Below are 15,186 nucleotides of genomic sequence, written 5' to 3'. Positions count from 1 at the left end.
GACGTGCTGCTGGTGAGTGCCGCGCGGCTGCCCGACCCCCGCGCCTACCTGTCGGACGCGGTCGCGCGCGGGTGCCGCCTGGCGGTCTGCAGCGACGGCGCGGCGGGCGCGCTCGCGCTGGACGCCGCAGGCTGGATCGAGGTGCCGGCCGCGCCGGTGGCCGAGGTGGTCGACACCAACGGAGCCGGCGACGCCTTCCTCGCGGGGCTGCTCAGCGGCGTGCTGGACGGGCTGCCGGTCGAGGGCGCCCTTGCGCGCGCGTCGGCCGCGGGTGCGATCGCGGTGACCACCCGCGCCCTGGGCGCCCCGGACGCCACGATCACGGCCGTCGACCGTCTCGCGCGCACGGTGACCGTCCGCCGCGTCTGACGACCGTCAGCCGCCGGAGACGCTCAGCTCGGCCTCGTGCAGGGCCTTCGCGAACTCCTCCGAGAGCTCCCGCGAGTCCAGCCAGCCGTACGGCAGCAGCGGACGCTTGGGCGACCCGGCGCGGCCGCGCTGCCCCTCGGCACCGGCACCCGGGTAGCCCTGGTCGAGGTCCAGGCGCGCCAGGCGCTCGTCGAGCTCCGCCATCGTCGACACCAGGCCGAGCGCGGCCCGGGTCTCCCCGCCGACGATGTAGCCCTTGAAGTACCAGGCCATGTGCTTGCGCATCTCGCGCAGCGCCTTGCCCTCGTCGCCGAGGTGCTCGACCATCAGCTCCGCGTGCCGGCGGACGATCGTCGCGACGTAGCCGAGCCCCGGCCGGATGCGCGCGTCCGAACCCGCGAACGCGGCGGCGAGGTCCGCGAACAGCCACGGACGGCCCTGGCACCCGCGGCCGACGACGACGCCGTCGCACCCGGTCTGCGCGACCATCTCGAGGGCGTCCTCGGCCGACCAGATGTCCCCGTTGCCCAGCACGGGGATGTCGGTGACCGTCTGCTTGAGCAGGGCGATCGCGTCCCAGTCGGCCGTGCCGGAGTAGTAGTCGGCGGCGGTGCGGGCGTGCAGCGCGACCGCCGCGACACCGACCTCCTGCGCGACCAGACCGGCCTCGAGGTAGGTCAGGTGGTCGTCGTCGATGCCCTTGCGCATCTTGACCGTGACGGGGACGCCGTAGGGCGCGGCGGCGTCGACCGCGGCCGCGATGATCGCGCGGAACAGGTCCCGCTTCCAGGGCAGCACCGCTCCCCCGCCGCGGCGCGTCACCTTGGGCACCGGGCAGCCGAAGTTCAGGTCGACATGGTCGGCGCGGTCCTCGCTCGCGATCAGCCGGACGGCGGCACCGACCGTCGCGGGGTCCACGCCGTACACCTGCACCGAGCGCGGACGCTCGTCGGGCTCGTGGGAGATGATCCGCATCGACTCCTCGCCGCGCTCCACCAGGGCGCGGGACGTGACCATCTCGGCGACGTACAGGCCGGCGCCGGACTCGCGGCACAGGCGGCGGAACGCGGCGTTGGTGACGCCCGCCATGGGTGCCAGGACGACCGGGGTGTCGACGGTCAGCGGCCCGATGCGCAGCGGCGGCAGCACGGCGCCGGGGCGCGCCGGAACCGCAGGAGTCGTCAGGGTCATGGCTCCATTGTCACCCAGCCGCGCACTCAACCTTCCACGGGCCTGCTGCGTCTTCTACGGTGTGAGCCCCATGCCGCCCGCGCCGCTGCGCCCCGCACCGCCCGACGACGCCGTCGGCGAGGAGTCGGCGCACGTCCTCACCGGACAGATGCGACCCGCGGAGGACACGGACGCCGAGTTCACCGCGTTCATGCAGGCGCACTCGGCCGACCTGCTGCGCACCGCGTGGCTGCTGGTCGGCGACGCGCACCGCGCCGAGGAGCTCGTCCAGCACGCACTGGTCCGCACCTACGCCGCCTGGTCCCGCGCCCGCCGGGACGACCCGCTGGCCTACGCCCGCCGGACGCTGGTGAACCTGCGCATCGACACCTGGCGACGACGCCGCCGCGAGGTCCTGTCCGCGCCGGAGCACCTGCCCGAGACCGGATCGATCGCCACCCACGGCCCCTCCGACGACCGCGACCAGCTGGTCCGCGCGCTCGCCCTCCTGTCACCCCGCCAGCGCCGGATCGTCGTCCTGCGGCACTTCGTCGGGCTCCCTGAGGCTGAGGTGGCCGCCGAGCTCGGCGTCAGCGTCGGCACCGTCAAGTCCACCGCGTCCCGCGGGCTCGCCACCCTGCGCACCGCGCTGACCACCGAGAGGAGCGCCCGATGAGCGCCACCCTGTCCGACGAGGACCTGGTCCGATCCCTGCGCGGCCGTGCGGACGTCGCGATGCCGGCGATGTCGCTCGACCCCGCGTCCGCGATCTCCGCGGGTCACCTGTACCGACGCCGGCGGTCCGCCACCGCCGTCGTCGCTGCCGTCGGCGTGACGGTCCTGGCCGCCGGTGCCGTCCTCGGTGGGCAGGCACTCCTCGCACCGCGACCGCAGCCGCTGGCGAGCCTCGGGGACGCCCGTGTCGTCGAGCTGCCCGCTGGACTCATGGCCACCAGCGAGCTCGGCCGGCAGGTCGACGCGGACGGACGGTCGTGGTGGGACACGGGCCTGGTGTTCGACCTCGACGTGCTCGACCGCGACCAGGTCGCAGCCAACCCCACCAACCCGAGCGCGGACACCGGCATCGGCCTCGTGGTACGCGACAACGGGGTCGCGGCCGACGCGCCGACATTCGGCCGGACCTCGCTGGTCTGGCGCAGCGACGACCACGCCGCCGATTACGCGGGCAAGACGTATCCGTCAACGCTCGACACGACGTACCGGTTCAACGACATGGACAACCCGACCGTCCTGTCCGGGGCGGTGCCGCGAGGGATCGTCGACCCGCGCGTCGTCATCTACTTTCCCTCGGGCCTGGTCAGGTACGACGCGCTCGAGTACATCGAGGTCCCCACGTTCCGTGCACCGACGCAGGACGGCCGGCTGCTCTACGCACTCCAGATCGCACCGTTCAGCAGCACGACCGACGGCGTCGTCGGTCCGGTCGACGAAGAGGGCGCGTGGGTGCAAGGCGTCGCGTTCCCGGTGATTGTCGGCGCGGACGGAACTCCGTTCCTCAACGCCGGCTGCAGCGGGACTCTCACGGAGTGCTACGCGGAGCAGCCCGACGGCGGCACGGCGCTGCGTGCGGCGATCGAGTCGATCGGTGGCCGTACCGACGGCTGACACGACAGAGGGCCCCTCGGTCCGAGGGGCCCTCTGCAGCGTGCGTCAGGCGCCGACGAGGTGCTGCGCCAGGTAGCCGGTGACCTTGTCCAGGGCCACCCGCTCCTGCGTCATGTCGTCGCGGTGCCGGATGGTGACGGCCTGGTCGTCGAGCGTGTCGAAGTCGACCGTGATGCAGAACGGGGTGCCGATCTCGTCCTGGCGGCGGTAACGGCGGCCGATGGCGCCGGCATCGTCGAAGTCGACGTTCCAGTTCTTTCGGAGCTCGGCGGACAGGTCCCGGGCCTTGGGCGACAGCGACTCGTTGCGGGACAGCGGCAGCACGGCGGCCTTGACCGGCGCGAGGCGCGGGTCGAGCTTGAGCACCGTGCGGGTGTCGACGCCGCCCTTGGTGTTGGGCGCCTCGTCCTCGTAGTAGGACTCGACCAGAAACGCCATGAGCGAGCGCGTCAGTCCGGCGGCCGGCTCGATGACGTACGGCACGTAGCGCTCGTTCTTGGCCTGGTCGAACACCGACAGGTCCTGGCCGGAGTGCTCGGTGTGCGTCTTCAGGTCGAAGTCCGTGCGGTTGGCGATGCCCTCGAGCTCGCCCCACTCGCTGCCCTGGAACCCGAACCGGTACTCGATGTCGACGGTCCGCTTGGAGTAGTGCGACAGCTTCTCCTGCGGGTGCTCGTAGTGCCGCAGGTTCTCGCGCGCGATGCCCAGGTCGGTGTACCAGTCGGTGCGCTGGTCGATCCAGTACTGGTGCCACGTCTCGTCGGTGCCGGGCTCGACGAAGAACTCCATCTCCATCTGCTCGAACTCGCGCGTGCGGAAGATGAAGTTGCCGGGGGTGATCTCGTTGCGGAAGGACTTGCCGATCTGGCCGATGCCGAACGGCGGCTTCTTGCGCGACGTGGTGCTCACGTTGGCGAAGTTCACGAAGATGCCCTGCGCGGTCTCGGGCCGCAGGTAGTGCAGGCCGGACTCGTCCTCGACAGGGCCGAGGTAGGTCTTGAGCATCATGTTGAAGTCGCGGGGCTCGGTCCACTGGCCACGCGTGCCGCAGTTCGGGCAGGCGATGTCCGCCAGGCCGTGCTCGGGGACGCGGCCCTTCTTCTCCTCGAACTCCTCGAGCATGTGGTCCTCGCGGAAGCGCTTGTGGCACGAGAGGCACTCGGTGAGCGGGTCGGTGAAGACGCCCACGTGGCCGGAGGCCACCCAGACCTSACGCGGCAGGATGACCGAGGAGTCGAGGCCGACGATGTCGTCGCGACCGGTCACCATCGTGCGCCACCACTGGCGCTTGATGTTCTCCTTGAGCTCCACGCCGAGCGGTCCGTAGTCCCACGCCGACCGGGTACCGCCGTAGATCTCGCCGCTCGGGAAGACGAACCCGCGCCGCTTGGCAAGGGAGACGACGGAGTCCAGGCGAGAGGGTGCAGCCACGATCGATCACTCCAGGGTGGTGGCGCCCGCGGCTGGGTGTCGCGGGCGGGTGGACCGCGACCGTGAGGGCCGCGGTGTGAGCACGAGCAGCCCAGGTTACCCGTCGGCGGCGGAGCCCGTTTTGACAACGGTTCTCGGCCAACTGAGAATGATCGTCATGTCCATCACGTCTCGTCGTCTTGCCCTCCTCGCACCGCTGGCCGCTCTGCCGCTGGTGCTCACCGGCTGCGCGAGCTCCTCGGGGGCCGACGACGGGACCGTCGACGTCATGGCGTCGTTCTACCCGCTGCAGTTCGTCGCCGAGCAGGTGGGCGGCGACCGCGTGACCGTGCGGTCGCTGACCCCGCCTGGCGCCGAGCCGCACGACGTCGAGCTCTCCCCCGCCCAGGTGTCGCGCATCGATCGCGCCGACCTGGTGGTCTACCTCTCGGGCTTCCAGGAGGCGGTCGACGACGCGATCGCGCAGACCTCGCCCGGGCACGTGGTCGACGCCGCGTCGGACACGACGCTGCTTCCCGCCGAGCACGAGGACGAGAGCGCGGAGGAGCACGAGGAGCATGAGCACGGCGATCTCGACCCCCACTTCTGGCTCGACCCCAGCCGGATGCCGTCCGTGGTCGAGGACGTCGCTGCGACGCTCACCGAGATCGACCCCGACGGCGCCGACACGTACGCCGCCAACGCGGCGGCGCTCAGCCAGCGGTTCGAGGACCTCGACGCCGCCTATGCGACCGGTCTCCAGCGGTGCGACGTCCGCACGTTCGTCACCTCGCACGAGGCGTTCGGCTACCTGGCTGACCGGTACGACCTGGAGCAGGTCGGCATCTCCGGCATCGATCCGGAGGCGGAGCCGTCGCCCGCCCGACTGGCGGCCGTCGAGACGATCGTGCGCGACGAGGACGTGAGCACCATCTTCTTCGAGGCGCTGGTCAGCCCCAAGGTCGCCGAGACGCTCGCCGACGACCTCGGCATCTCGACCGCCGTGCTCGACCCCGTCGAGGGCCTCGCCGACCCCGACGCCGACTACTTCTCGATCGCCACCGCGAACCTCGAGGCGCTGCGCATGGCATTGTCCTGCTCGTGAGCACACCCGTGATCGAGGCGACCGGCCTCGGCGTGACGCTCGGTGGCCAGCCGATCCTCGACGGCATCGACCTGGCCGTCCCGGCGGGCGAGGTCCTCGCGCTGCTCGGCGCCAACGGCTCCGGCAAGTCCACCCTCGTGCGCACCCTGCTCGGGGTGGTCCCCCGCACCTCCGGGGAGGTCCGGCTGTTCGGCGCACCCCTGGGTCCGTCGGCGCCGTGGGACCGCATCGGGTACGTGCCGCAGCGGCTGCCCGCCGCCGCCGGCGTCCCGGCGACGGCCTACGAGGTCGTGTCCTCCGGCCTGCTGCACGGTCGCACGCTGCGACCCCCGCGCGGGCACCGGCGACGCGCCCTCGCCGCACTGGCCGACGTCGGCCTGGGCGACCGGGCCTTCCAGCGCGTGCAGGAGATGTCCGGCGGCCAGCAGCAGCGCGTCCTCATCGCCCGCGCCCTCGTCCGCAACCCGGACCTGCTGGTGCTCGACGAGCCGACGTCGGGCATCGACATCCCCACGCAGGCGACGTTCGTGGACACGGTCAGCCGCCTGCACGACGCGGGCACCACGGTGGTGGTGATCCTGCACGAGCTCGGCCCGTTCGCACCGCTGATCGACCGCGCGGTCGTGCTCCGGCACGGCCGGGTCGCCCACGACGGCGCCCCGCCGGCCGCACGCGGCGAGCACGCGGGCGAGCACCACGACCACACGCACGCCCACCCCGACCCCGAGCCGCCGCGCTCCGGTCCGTCGCTGTCCGTGGAGGTGAACCCGTGACCGCGTGGGACCAGGTGGTCGAGCTGCTCAGCTCGCCGCTCATGCAGCGGGCGCTCCTCGCCGCGATCCTCGTCGGCGCGGCCGCGCCGATCGTCGGCACGTTCCTCGTGCAGCGCCGGATGGCCCTCATGGGCGACGGCATCGGGCACGTCGCGCTCACCGGCGTGGCGCTCGGCTGGCTGGTCGGCAGCTGGGCGGGCCTGGTGCCGCAGGACACGCTCGCGCTGCCCGGCGCGGTCGTCGCCGCGGTCGTCGGCTCGATCGTCATCGAGCTGGTGCGCGAGCGCGGCCGGACGAGCGGGGACCTGGCGCTCGCGCTGATGTTCTACGGCGGGATCGCCGGCGGCGTCCTGCTCATCAAGCTGGCCGGCGGGACCAACGCCAACCTCATCAGCTACCTGTTCGGGTCGATCTCGACCGTGTCCAGTGCCGACCTGTGGTGGACCGTCGCGCTGGCGGTCCTCGTGCTCGCCGTCGGCGTCGGCCTGCGCACGGCCCTGTTCGCCGTGAGCCACGACGAGGAGTTCGCCCGCGCCAGCGGACTGCCCGTGCGGCTGCTCTCGATGCTCGTCGCCACCATCGCCGCGCTCACCGTCACCATCGCGATGCGCGTGGTCGGCCTCCTGCTGGTCAGCGCGCTGATGATCGTGCCGGTGGCGATCGCGCAGCTGTTCGCCCGGTCGTTCGGCCGCACCATGATGCTGGCCAGCGTGATCGGCGTCGTGGTCAGCATCGCGGGCCTGGTCCTCACCTACTGGCAGGACATCCCGCCGGGCGCCACGATCGTCGTGCTCGCGATCCTGGTCTACGCCGTCACCGCCACGCTCCAGCCGCTCCTGCGCCGGCCTGCTCCGCCGCGCGACCCCCACCCGGACATGGTCGACGACGTCCTGCTGGTGGACGACGTGCGCGACAGCGACGCGACGAGACGCCCCTCACCGGCCCCGTAGGATCGAGAGGTGGATCCCCGGGACGCCTATCACCTCGGCACCGTGCCGCTCGGTGTCGCGATCGCGGGGCTGTTCGTCATCGTCATGGCCCGCTCGCACGCCACCTACTGGGCCGGTCGGGGCGTCGTGCGCGGAGCGCGGGCGGTGGACGAGCACGAGGGCGCGCCCAGCTGGTGGCACGCCTCCGTCAAGCGGCTCGAGGTGTGGTCCGGGACCCCCGGCGCACAGCGCGGGCTCGACCTGGTGCGACGCTGGGGACCGATCGCGGTCACGCTCGCGTACCTGACTGTCGGGCTGCAGACCGCGATCATCGCCGCCGCCGGGCTGGTCAAGATGCCCTACCTGCGCTTCACGCTCGCGTCGATCCCGGGTGCGATCGCGTGGGCGGTGATCTGGGCGACCATCGGCTTCGGGGCGCTCTGGGCAGCCGTCGCCCTGTTCGCGCGCTCGCCGTGGGCTCTCGCCGGCGTCGTCGTCCTGGTGGCCCTCGTGGTCGGCTGGCTGCTGCGGCGACGCGCCCGGTCGAGCGCGGCGGTGCGCGTTCAGGCCGAGGTCTGACCCGGCCGGTCCACGGCTCCGCCGTACCGCCGGTCCCGCCGCGCGTACGTCTCGACCGCCCGCCACAGGTGCCGCCGGTCCACGTCCGGCCACGGCTCGTCGAGGAAGACCAGCTCCGCGTAGGCCGCCTGCCAGATCATGAAGTTCGAGGTCCGCTGCTCGCCGGAGGACCGCAGGAACAGGTCGACGTCCGGCAGGTCGGGCTCGTCGAGGTACCGAGCGAACAGTTTCTCGTTTACCTTGTCCGGCTTCACGCGACCGGCTGCGACCTCCCGCGCGATCGCCTGCGCGGCGTCGGCGATCTCCGCGCGACCGCCGTAGTTCACGCACATCGTCAGGGTCACCGTGGAGTTGTTCCGGGTGAGCTCCTCGGCCGTCTCGAGCTCGTTGATCACCGACCGCCACAGCTTCGGCCGGCGACCCGCCCAGCGGACCCGGACCCCCCAGGAGTTCATGAGGTCCCGCCGGCGCCGGAGCACGTCCCGGTTGAACCCCATGAGGAAGCGCACCTCGTCGGGCGACCTCGACCAGTTCTCGGTGGAGAACGCGTAGGCCGAGACGTACTCGACGCCCACCTCGATGGCACCGGCGACGACGTCGAGCAGAGACGCCTCGCCCGCAGCATGCCCGGCGGTGCGCGGCAGCCCGCGCGCGTTGGCCCACCGGCCGTTGCCGTCCATGACGACCGCCACGTGCCGGGGCACGAACTCCTTCGGGATCACGGGGGCGCGTTCGCCGCTGGGGTGCGGCGGGGGTGGGACCGGCATTCAGACCCTCTCGACCATCGGCAGCGAGCGCAGCTGRCGCTCGAGGTGGAACTGGCAGAACGCGGCGACCAGGCCGTTGCCCTCGCCGCGGTGCCGCTCGGCGCTGGCGTCGGCGACACCCCAGTCTCCCGCGAGCAACGACGCCAGGAGCTCGAACGTCTCAGGGGCCGGCGCGGCCGCACCGGGTGGCCGGCACGCCCGGCAGACGGCGCCGCCCGAGGCGACCGCGAAGGCCGAGTGCGGACCCGGCTCGCCGCAGCGGGCGCAGTCGGTGAAGCTGGGCGCCCAGCCGGCCACCGCGAGCGCGCGCAGCAGGTAGGAGTCGAGCACCAGGCCGGGTGCGTGGTCGCGGGCGGCCAACGCCTTCACGGCGCCGACCAGCAGCCAGTACTGCTGCAGGGACGGCTCGTGCTCGGCCTCGACCAGCTTGTCCGCGGTCTCGAGCATGACGGTGCCGGCGGTGTAGAGCGTGTAGTCCTCGCAGATCCGGCGCCCGAACGCACCCAGCGTCTCGGCCTGCGTGACGATGTCGAGGTTGCGGCCCGTGCTCAGCTGGAGGTCGACGTACATGAACGGCTCCAGGCGGGAGCCGAACCGCGACGACGTGCGGCGCACACCCTTGCCGACCGCACGCACCTTGCCGTGCGACCGGGTCAGGAGGGTCACGATGCGGTCGGCCTCCCCCAGCTTGTGGGTGCGCAGGACGATCGCCTCGTCGCGGTAGAGGCTCACCGCTTCATTGTCCCCTGTGCCACCCACACCGCGGCCCTGGACACGCACCGCGGGTGCGACCATCGGGCGTGCGACGACGACCGACGGCCCTGGTGATGACCGCCCTCGCTCTGGGCGCGTGCACGTCCGCCGTCGTCGAGCCCCTCCCGGTCGGTGTCGCCGACTACCAGCTCGGGGACCCGTACGCACCGGCGCAGGACGTCACCGTCGTCGTGCGCGACTCGACGGCGACCCCGGAGCCCGGCGTGTACTCGGTCTGCTACGTCAACGCGTTCCAGACCCAGCCGGGCGAGTCCGTCGACCCCGACCTCCTGCTGGGGCGCGACCCCGCATGGCCCGACGAGTACCTGCTCGACACCGCCCGGCGGGACGCGCTCACCGGCCGGGTCACGGCGGTGCTGCAACGGTGCGACGACGCCGGGTTCGACGCCGTCGAGCTGGACAACCTCGACTCGTGGACCCGATCCGGCGGGCAGCTCGACCGAGCCGACACGCTGGCGGTCGCCACGGAGGTCACGGAGGCGGCCCACGCGCTCGGCCTGGCGGTAGGGCAGAAGAACACCCCGGACCTCACCCCCGGCGAGGTGGCAGCGATCGGGTTCGACTTCGCGATCGCCGAGGAGTGCCACGAGTACGACGAGTGCGCCGCCTACACCGCGCTGTACGGCGACCAGGTGATCGACGTCGAGTACACCGGCACGCTCGCCGACGTCTGCGCGGACCCGGACCGGCCGGTCATGACGATCCTGCGCGACCGGGAGCTGACTGCCCCGGGGTCACCGGAGCACGTGTCGGAGCACTGCTGACCCGGGGAGGGGCGCTCGTCGGGGTTGCCGAGCGCGCCCCTCCCCGGGCACACCGTCCAGCGGGATCGACCGCGCGGACGGTGGCTCTGGGTGGGTGCGGTCAGCGCTCGTGCCGGTTGACGGCCGAGATGATCGCCTTCAGCGAGGCGGTCGTGATCGACGGGTCGATGCCGACGCCCCACAGGATCTCGTCACCGATCGCGCACTCGACGTAGGCCGCCGCGGTGGCGTCGCCGCCGGACGAGAGGGCGTGCTCGGCGTAGTCGAGGACCGCGACGTCGACCCCGAGGGTCTTCACCGCCGCCACGAACGCCGCGACCGGCCCGTTGCCGGACCCCTGCAGCGTGCGGGGCACGCCGCGGTCGACGAGGTCGACCTCCAGGGTGTCCGGACCGTCCTCGACGCTGGTCCCCCGCGTGCCGCGCAGCGAGAACCGACCCCAGGGCGCGAACGGGCTGCCCGGCTCGACCGGCAGGTACTCGTCGTTGAAGATGTGCCACAGCTCGTCGGCCGTGACCTCGGTGCCGTGCTGGTCGGTGTGCCGCTGCACCACCTGCGAGAACTCGATCTGCAGCCGGCGAGGCAGGTCCAGGTCCTTCTCGGACTTCATCAGGTAGCTGATGCCGCCCTTCCCGGACTGGGAGTTCACGCGGATGATCGCCTCGTACGACCGGCCCACGTCCTTCGGGTCGATCGGCAGGTACGGGACGGCCCAGACGACGTCGTCGACGGTCTTGCCCTGGCGCTCCGCGGAGATCTCCAGCGCACCCAGGCCCTTCTTGATCGCGTCCTGGTGCGAGCCCGAGAAGGCGGTGAACACGAGGTCGCCGCCGTACGGGTGCCGCTCGTTGACCGGCAGCTGGTTGCAGCGCTCGACCGTGCGCCGGATGTGGTCGATGTCGGAGAAGTCCAGCTCCGGGTCGACGCCCTGGCTGAACAGGTTCATGCCGAGGGTCACCAGGCAGACGTTGCCGGTGCGCTCGCCGTTGCCGAACAGGCAGCCCTCGATGCGGTCCGCACCGGCCAGGTAGCCCAGCTCCGCGGCGGCGACGGCGGTGCCGCGGTCGTTGTGCGGGTGCAGCGACAGGACGACGCTCTCGCGGTAGCGCAGGTTGCGGCTCATCCACTCGATCGAGTCGGCGTAGACGTTGGGGGTCGCCATCTCGACGGTGGCCGGCAGGTTGATGATCACCTTGCGGTCCGGCGTCGGCTCCAGGACCTCGAGCACCGCGTTGCAGATCCGCAGCGCGAACTCCAGCTCGGTGCCCGTGTACGACTCCGGGGAGTACTCGTAGAACACGTCGGTGTCGGGGACGAGCTCCTCGTACTTCTTGCAGAACCGGGCGCCCGAGACCGCGATGTCGACGATGCCGTCCTCGTCCGTGCGGAAGACGACCTCCCGCTGCAGGGTCGACGTCGAGTTGTACAGGTGCACGATCGCCTGGTTGGCGCCGGCGATGGCCTCGTACGTCCGCTCGATGAGGTGCTCGCGCGCCTGCGTCAGCACCTGGATGACCACGTCGTCGGGGATGCGGTTCTCCTCGATGAGCATCCGCACGAAGTCGAAGTCGGTCTGCGAGGCGGACGGGAAGCCCACCTCGATCTCCTTGAAGCCCATCTGCACCAGCAGCTCGAACATCTCGAGCTTGCGGGCGGGGTTCATCGGCTCGATCAGCGCCTGGTTGCCGTCCCGCAGGTCGACCGCGCACCAGCGCGGCGCCTTGGTCACGTGCTTGTCGGGCCATGTCCGGTCCGACAGGTCCACGCGGATCTGCTCGTGGAACGGGCGGTACTTGTGCACCGGCATCGACGACGGCTGCTGTGCGCTCGTCTCCAGGTAGGTCATGGTCTTCTCGTCCTTCGGGCGGTTCGGCGGGGAGTCAGCCGGCACACACGACACCGCGACGAGGATGCGGCCTAGAGGGCCTCGTCGCGGCAGCGAAGAAGGAGGGTGACTGCGAGCACGAACTCACCGTACCCCCCAGGGCCCGACGTTCCGCAACTCCGTCCACCGCCGTCTCACCGCAGCGCCACGAGGACCTCGTCGCCGAGCGCGTACAGGTGCGGACCCAGTCGCACCGCCCGCGACGCCCCGGGAGGCAGCGGCACGCGCCACGCCGTCCCGCCGTCGTCGAGCGAGACGGCGGTCAGCGACGGGACCCCGTCGACGACGTCGTGCTCCACCACGACGTGCCGGCCGTCCGTGAAAGTACGCCCGAGGGAGGTGCCGAAGTCCCGGCGCCACAGCTGCTCGCCGGTCGCCGCCTCCAGCCCCACCAGCACGCCCGCGCCGCGCAGCACCACGCGCCCGCCCACGTCGACGGCGACGACCGGCGCCGGCATCAGCGCACGCCAGACGGCCTCCGGCGTGCCCAGCCGGTACGCCCGCACGCGACCTCCGAGCGGACCTCCGGACAGCCCGCTCGCGGCGAACACGAGGCCGGAGCTCCCGTCGCTCACGCCGGGTTCGACGAGCACCCCGCGGACCGTCAGCCACGGCTCTCCCCGCCCGGTCGACAGCTCGGACACCGCGTCGACCCCGGCGGCCGGCAGCCGGTACCGGGTGCGCACGAGCGTGCCGTCCTCGAGCAGCCGCGCGGTCCTCGGGAGGCGCTCCCCCGTCGCAGCGTCGAGCAGCAGGGTCACGTCGTTCCCGGCAGCCATCACGAGCCCTGCGGCCGCGACGAGCGCCACGCGCCCGTTGCCCGCGGACTGGAACGTGGACCACCGCTGCGTCTCCCAGCGCGCCGCACCGGAGGAGGGGTCGACCCGCCGCACCGTGAGCATCCCCCTCGCGTACGTGGCCACCACGAGGTCCGACTCGGTCTGCGCCGTCGCCACGGCCCAGCCGGGGACCTCGTTGCGCGCGAGCACGGCGCCCGTCGCCGGGTCGAGGAGCAGCAGGGTGGACGTCTCGTCCACCGGGTCCGGCCCGCGGTCCGACGGCGGGACGGGGCCCACGACGCACGCGAGCAGCGCGTCGAGCGGTCGGCAGAGCACGCGTTCGGGGTCGGGCACCGCCGCGAGCGCGACCGACCAGCGACGGGCACCGGAGACGACGTCGAGACCGACCAGACCACGCTCGGTCGACGGCGTGCCCGAGACCGCTACGACGACGTCTCCTGCCAGGACCGGTGCGACCGACCCGTCGACTGCGGCCGACCAGCGCACCTGCGGAGCAGCGCCGAGCACGCGCACGGCCTCCGCGAATGGCGCCGGTCCCAGCACAGCGGCTCGCTCGCGGTCGTTGACCCACCGGGGCGTGGCGACCACGAGCGTGACCAGGACAGCCGTCGCGGCCACGAAGGCGACGACGGCCAGGGCCGGTCGACCCGCGGCCCACGTCGCCAGCCGAACCGAGGCCGCCCGCAACCGCTGCGGACCCGACGGGACGCGATCGTCCGCCTGCGCGTCGTCGTCGAGACCCACACGCTGCATCGGAGGCCGCAGGCCGCCCRTGACCATGGCTGTCAGCCGTAGACGATGACGGTGTTCTCGGTGCGGACGACCAGGTGGCCACCGACGGCGTCGACGCGCCGCACGCCCTGGGGCAGCGGGACCGACCAGTACCGGACCCCGTCGTCAAGCCCCCGACCCCAGAGCTCCTGCCCGCCGTCGGGCGACTCTCCTGGACCGAGGACCAGGGTGCCGTCCGACAACGGGTTCCAGGGCAGCAGCGCCCCGGTGTCGACGTCCCACAGGACGGTTCCGTCGGTCACGTCGAGCACCCCGTACGTGCTCGCGCCCGACACGACGAGACGGTCCGACACGAGCACCCGGGGATCCAGGACGGACCGGGTGCGCCACTGCTCCTCGCCCGTGGTGATGTCCAGTGCGGACACCTCCGGGCCCTCGTCGACGAGCAGCGTCCCTGCCTGCGAGCCGTCGTCGGCCGACAGCGCGGCGGGCAGCCCCTCGAGGGCGTACAGCGGCGAGCCGTCGACGTCGTGCACGCGCCCCCCGCCCACGGGCGCCCAGGTGGCGAACCGCTCGCCGAGCGCGGCGACCTGGAGACCGCTGTACCGCGCGCGGGTCATGATCGTGCGACCGTCGTCGACGTCGAGGACGATCGTGGACCCGCCCTCGAGCACGACGACCGGTGGCAGCACGCGCATCGACGCCGAGATGACGGTGGCCTGCTGCTCCATGACGTCCGGGGTGACCATCGACCACACCAGGTCGCCCGTGCGGCCGTCGCGCCGCTCGACCACCAGATGGCTGTCCGCGTCCAGGGTGCCGACCACGAGGTCGTCCTCGACCCGGTCGACCCCCACGATCGTGCCGCGCAGGTCCCACGCGCCGAGCCGCTCGCCGTCCCGCGCGGACAGCGGGACGACCGCGATGCGCGGCGGCTCCTGGATGGAGGCGTCGTCGGAGTACAGGACGCGCGGCTGCAGGACGAGACAGAGGATGAGCGACCCCACGTCGTCGCGCAGGGCCGGGCACGTCGCGGCCGACGACTCGAAGCCGGAGCGTGACGCCGGCGCCACCGCGGTGGTCCAGCGCGCGGCGCCCGACACCGGGTCGTGCGCCGTGACCGTCCACTCGTCGGTTCCCGCCGCGAGGACCACCAGGGCGCCGTCGGCCGCGAGGACGGTGCCCGGCAGCGACGAGCCGGCGGTCTCCCACAGCGGGACCGGTGCCGAGTCGAGGGGTCGCACGAGGCCGGGGACCGCGGCGATCCGCGCGACGAACGCCCGGTCCCTCGCGGACACGACCAGGGCGGACACCACCAGCCCGAGGACGACGAGCACCGCGAGGGGCCACCAGCGACGCACCACCCGGGCGGTCGTGTCACGGGTCTGGGGCGCCGGCACCGCGGGCACGTGGTTGTCCGGCGCGCTCGACGGACTCGTCGCGGTCGGGGCGTCCTCGACCTCGACGAGCTGCATCCGTGCAGCAAGGCGCCGGTCCGCCATG

At 72.5% G+C, this 15,186-nt stretch carries 15 protein-coding genes; 8 read left to right on the top strand and 7 right to left on the bottom strand.

All coding sequences use genetic code 11. The features are described 5' to 3' along the window. Positions 1 to 369, top strand: a 369-nt coding sequence (locus AC1DUQ_RS01055) for a PfkB family carbohydrate kinase (protein WP_477073286.1), incomplete at its 5' end; no start/stop codon positions are given. Between the two features lie 6 nt (positions 370 to 375). Here the strand turns inward: AC1DUQ_RS01055 and dusB are convergent. Then, entirely contained in the window at positions 376 to 1,560 is a 1,185-nt protein-coding gene (gene dusB / locus AC1DUQ_RS01050) for a tRNA dihydrouridine synthase DusB (protein WP_477073285.1), read from the bottom strand. A 70-nt stretch (positions 1,561 to 1,630) separates the two neighbouring features. On the opposite strand from dusB, the gene AC1DUQ_RS01045 reads away from it, so the two are divergent. Together AC1DUQ_RS01045 and AC1DUQ_RS01040 are read left to right on the top strand one after the other, a co-directional pair. Continuing rightward, positions 1,631 to 2,215 carry a SigE family RNA polymerase sigma factor gene (locus AC1DUQ_RS01045; RefSeq protein WP_477062443.1) on the top strand — a complete coding sequence of 195 codons (585 nt, stop codon included), beginning with the start codon at positions 1,631 to 1,633 and terminating at the stop codon, positions 2,213 to 2,215. Then, positions 2,212 to 3,165, top strand: a complete 954-nt coding sequence (locus tag AC1DUQ_RS01040) for a hypothetical protein (RefSeq protein ID WP_477062442.1) — start codon at positions 2,212 to 2,214, stop codon at positions 3,163 to 3,165. Before AC1DUQ_RS01045 ends, AC1DUQ_RS01040 begins: the two co-directional genes overlap by 4 nt. A 45-nt stretch (positions 3,166 to 3,210) precedes the next feature. Here AC1DUQ_RS01040 and AC1DUQ_RS01035 read toward each other — a convergent pair whose 3' ends face one another. After that, on the bottom strand, positions 3,211 to 4,596 hold the full coding sequence (locus AC1DUQ_RS01035) for a glycine--tRNA ligase (RefSeq protein ID WP_477073284.1): 1,386 nt from the start codon (positions 4,594 to 4,596) through the stop codon (positions 3,211 to 3,213). 157 nt (positions 4,597 to 4,753) lie between these two features. Between AC1DUQ_RS01035 and AC1DUQ_RS01030 the strand changes: the two genes are divergently transcribed. Genes AC1DUQ_RS01030 through AC1DUQ_RS01015 form a run of 4 tightly spaced genes read left to right on the top strand, consistent with a single transcriptional unit; the run spans position 4,754 to position 7,961 of the window. Next, on the top strand, positions 4,754 to 5,680 hold the full coding sequence (locus AC1DUQ_RS01030) for a metal ABC transporter substrate-binding protein (protein ID WP_477062440.1): 927 nt from the start codon (positions 4,754 to 4,756) through the stop codon (positions 5,678 to 5,680). Beyond that, positions 5,677 to 6,453 (top strand): metal ABC transporter ATP-binding protein, encoded by a 777-nt coding sequence (locus AC1DUQ_RS01025; protein WP_477062439.1) that lies wholly within the window; start codon positions 5,677 to 5,679, stop codon positions 6,451 to 6,453. Before AC1DUQ_RS01030 ends, AC1DUQ_RS01025 begins: the two co-directional genes overlap by 4 nt. Positions 6,454 to 6,494: 41 nt before the next feature. After that, entirely contained in the window at positions 6,495 to 7,403 is a 909-nt protein-coding gene (locus AC1DUQ_RS01020; protein ID WP_477062452.1) for a metal ABC transporter permease, read from the top strand. Positions 7,404 to 7,412: 9 nt separating this feature from the next. Next, positions 7,413 to 7,961 carry a DedA family protein gene (locus tag AC1DUQ_RS01015; RefSeq protein ID WP_477062438.1) on the top strand — a complete coding sequence of 183 codons (549 nt, stop codon included), beginning with the start codon at positions 7,413 to 7,415 and terminating at the stop codon, positions 7,959 to 7,961. On the opposite strand, the gene AC1DUQ_RS01010 is transcribed toward AC1DUQ_RS01015, so the two are convergent. Together AC1DUQ_RS01010 and recO are read right to left on the bottom strand one after the other, a co-directional pair. Further along, positions 7,946 to 8,728, bottom strand: a complete 783-nt coding sequence (locus AC1DUQ_RS01010) for an isoprenyl transferase (protein WP_477062437.1) — start codon at positions 8,726 to 8,728, stop codon at positions 7,946 to 7,948. The two genes, AC1DUQ_RS01015 and AC1DUQ_RS01010, sit on opposite strands and share 16 nt — an antisense overlap. Then, positions 8,729 to 9,460, bottom strand: coding sequence for a DNA repair protein RecO (gene recO, locus AC1DUQ_RS01005; protein ID WP_056090250.1), 732 nt, complete (start codon positions 9,458 to 9,460; stop codon positions 8,729 to 8,731). It abuts the gene before it with no gap. A gap of 95 nt (positions 9,461 to 9,555) precedes the next feature. On the opposite strand from recO, the gene AC1DUQ_RS01000 reads away from it, so the two are divergent. Beyond that, positions 9,556 to 10,266 (top strand): endo alpha-1,4 polygalactosaminidase, encoded by a 711-nt coding sequence (locus AC1DUQ_RS01000; protein ID WP_477073283.1) that lies wholly within the window; start codon positions 9,556 to 9,558, stop codon positions 10,264 to 10,266. 100 nt (positions 10,267 to 10,366) lie between these two features. Here the strand turns inward: AC1DUQ_RS01000 and leuA are convergent, their stop codons facing one another. The 3 genes from leuA to AC1DUQ_RS00985 form a co-directional block, all read right to left on the bottom strand. Then, positions 10,367 to 12,112 carry a 2-isopropylmalate synthase gene (gene leuA / locus AC1DUQ_RS00995; RefSeq protein WP_477062435.1) on the bottom strand — a complete coding sequence of 582 codons (1,746 nt, stop codon included), beginning with the start codon at positions 12,110 to 12,112 and terminating at the stop codon, positions 10,367 to 10,369. A gap of 173 nt (positions 12,113 to 12,285) precedes the next feature. Further along, positions 12,286 to 13,695 carry an outer membrane protein assembly factor BamB family protein gene (locus AC1DUQ_RS00990; RefSeq protein ID WP_477062434.1) on the bottom strand — a complete coding sequence of 470 codons (1,410 nt, stop codon included), beginning with the start codon at positions 13,693 to 13,695 and terminating at the stop codon, positions 12,286 to 12,288. Positions 13,696 to 13,736: 41 nt separating this feature from the next. Beyond that, a complete protein-coding gene (locus AC1DUQ_RS00985; protein ID WP_477062433.1) occupies positions 13,737 to 15,185 on the bottom strand; it encodes an outer membrane protein assembly factor BamB family protein in 1,449 nt (482 codons plus the stop codon). Position 15,186 lies beyond the last annotated feature (1 nt).

Source organism: Cellulomonas sp. P4_B5_2 (genome assembly GCF_056402235.1).
This window is presented reverse-complemented; position numbering and strand designations above follow the sequence as displayed.

Excerpts from the sequence above, each read along its gene's own strand:
- dusB (WP_477073285.1), bottom strand. The coding sequence starts at position 1,560 with ATGACCCTGACGACTCCTGCGGTTCCGGCGCGCCCCGGCGCCGTGCTG.
- AC1DUQ_RS01045 (WP_477062443.1), top strand. The coding sequence starts at position 1,631 with ATGCCGCCCGCGCCGCTGCGCCCCGCACCGCCCGACGACGCCGTCGGC.
- AC1DUQ_RS01040 (WP_477062442.1), top strand. The coding sequence starts at position 2,212 with ATGAGCGCCACCCTGTCCGACGAGGACCTGGTCCGATCCCTGCGCGGC.
- AC1DUQ_RS01030 (WP_477062440.1), top strand. The coding sequence starts at position 4,754 with ATGTCCATCACGTCTCGTCGTCTTGCCCTCCTCGCACCGCTGGCCGCT.
- AC1DUQ_RS01020 (WP_477062452.1), top strand. The coding sequence starts at position 6,495 with ATGCAGCGGGCGCTCCTCGCCGCGATCCTCGTCGGCGCGGCCGCGCCG.
- AC1DUQ_RS01010 (WP_477062437.1), bottom strand. The coding sequence starts at position 8,728 with ATGCCGGTCCCACCCCCGCCGCACCCCAGCGGCGAACGCGCCCCCGTG.
- AC1DUQ_RS01000 (WP_477073283.1), top strand. The coding sequence starts at position 9,556 with ATGACCGCCCTCGCTCTGGGCGCGTGCACGTCCGCCGTCGTCGAGCCC.
- leuA (WP_477062435.1), bottom strand. The coding sequence starts at position 12,112 with ATGACCTACCTGGAGACGAGCGCACAGCAGCCGTCGTCGATGCCGGTG.
- AC1DUQ_RS00985 (WP_477062433.1), bottom strand. The coding sequence starts at position 15,185 with ATGGCGGACCGGCGCCTTGCTGCACGGATGCAGCTCGTCGAGGTCGAG.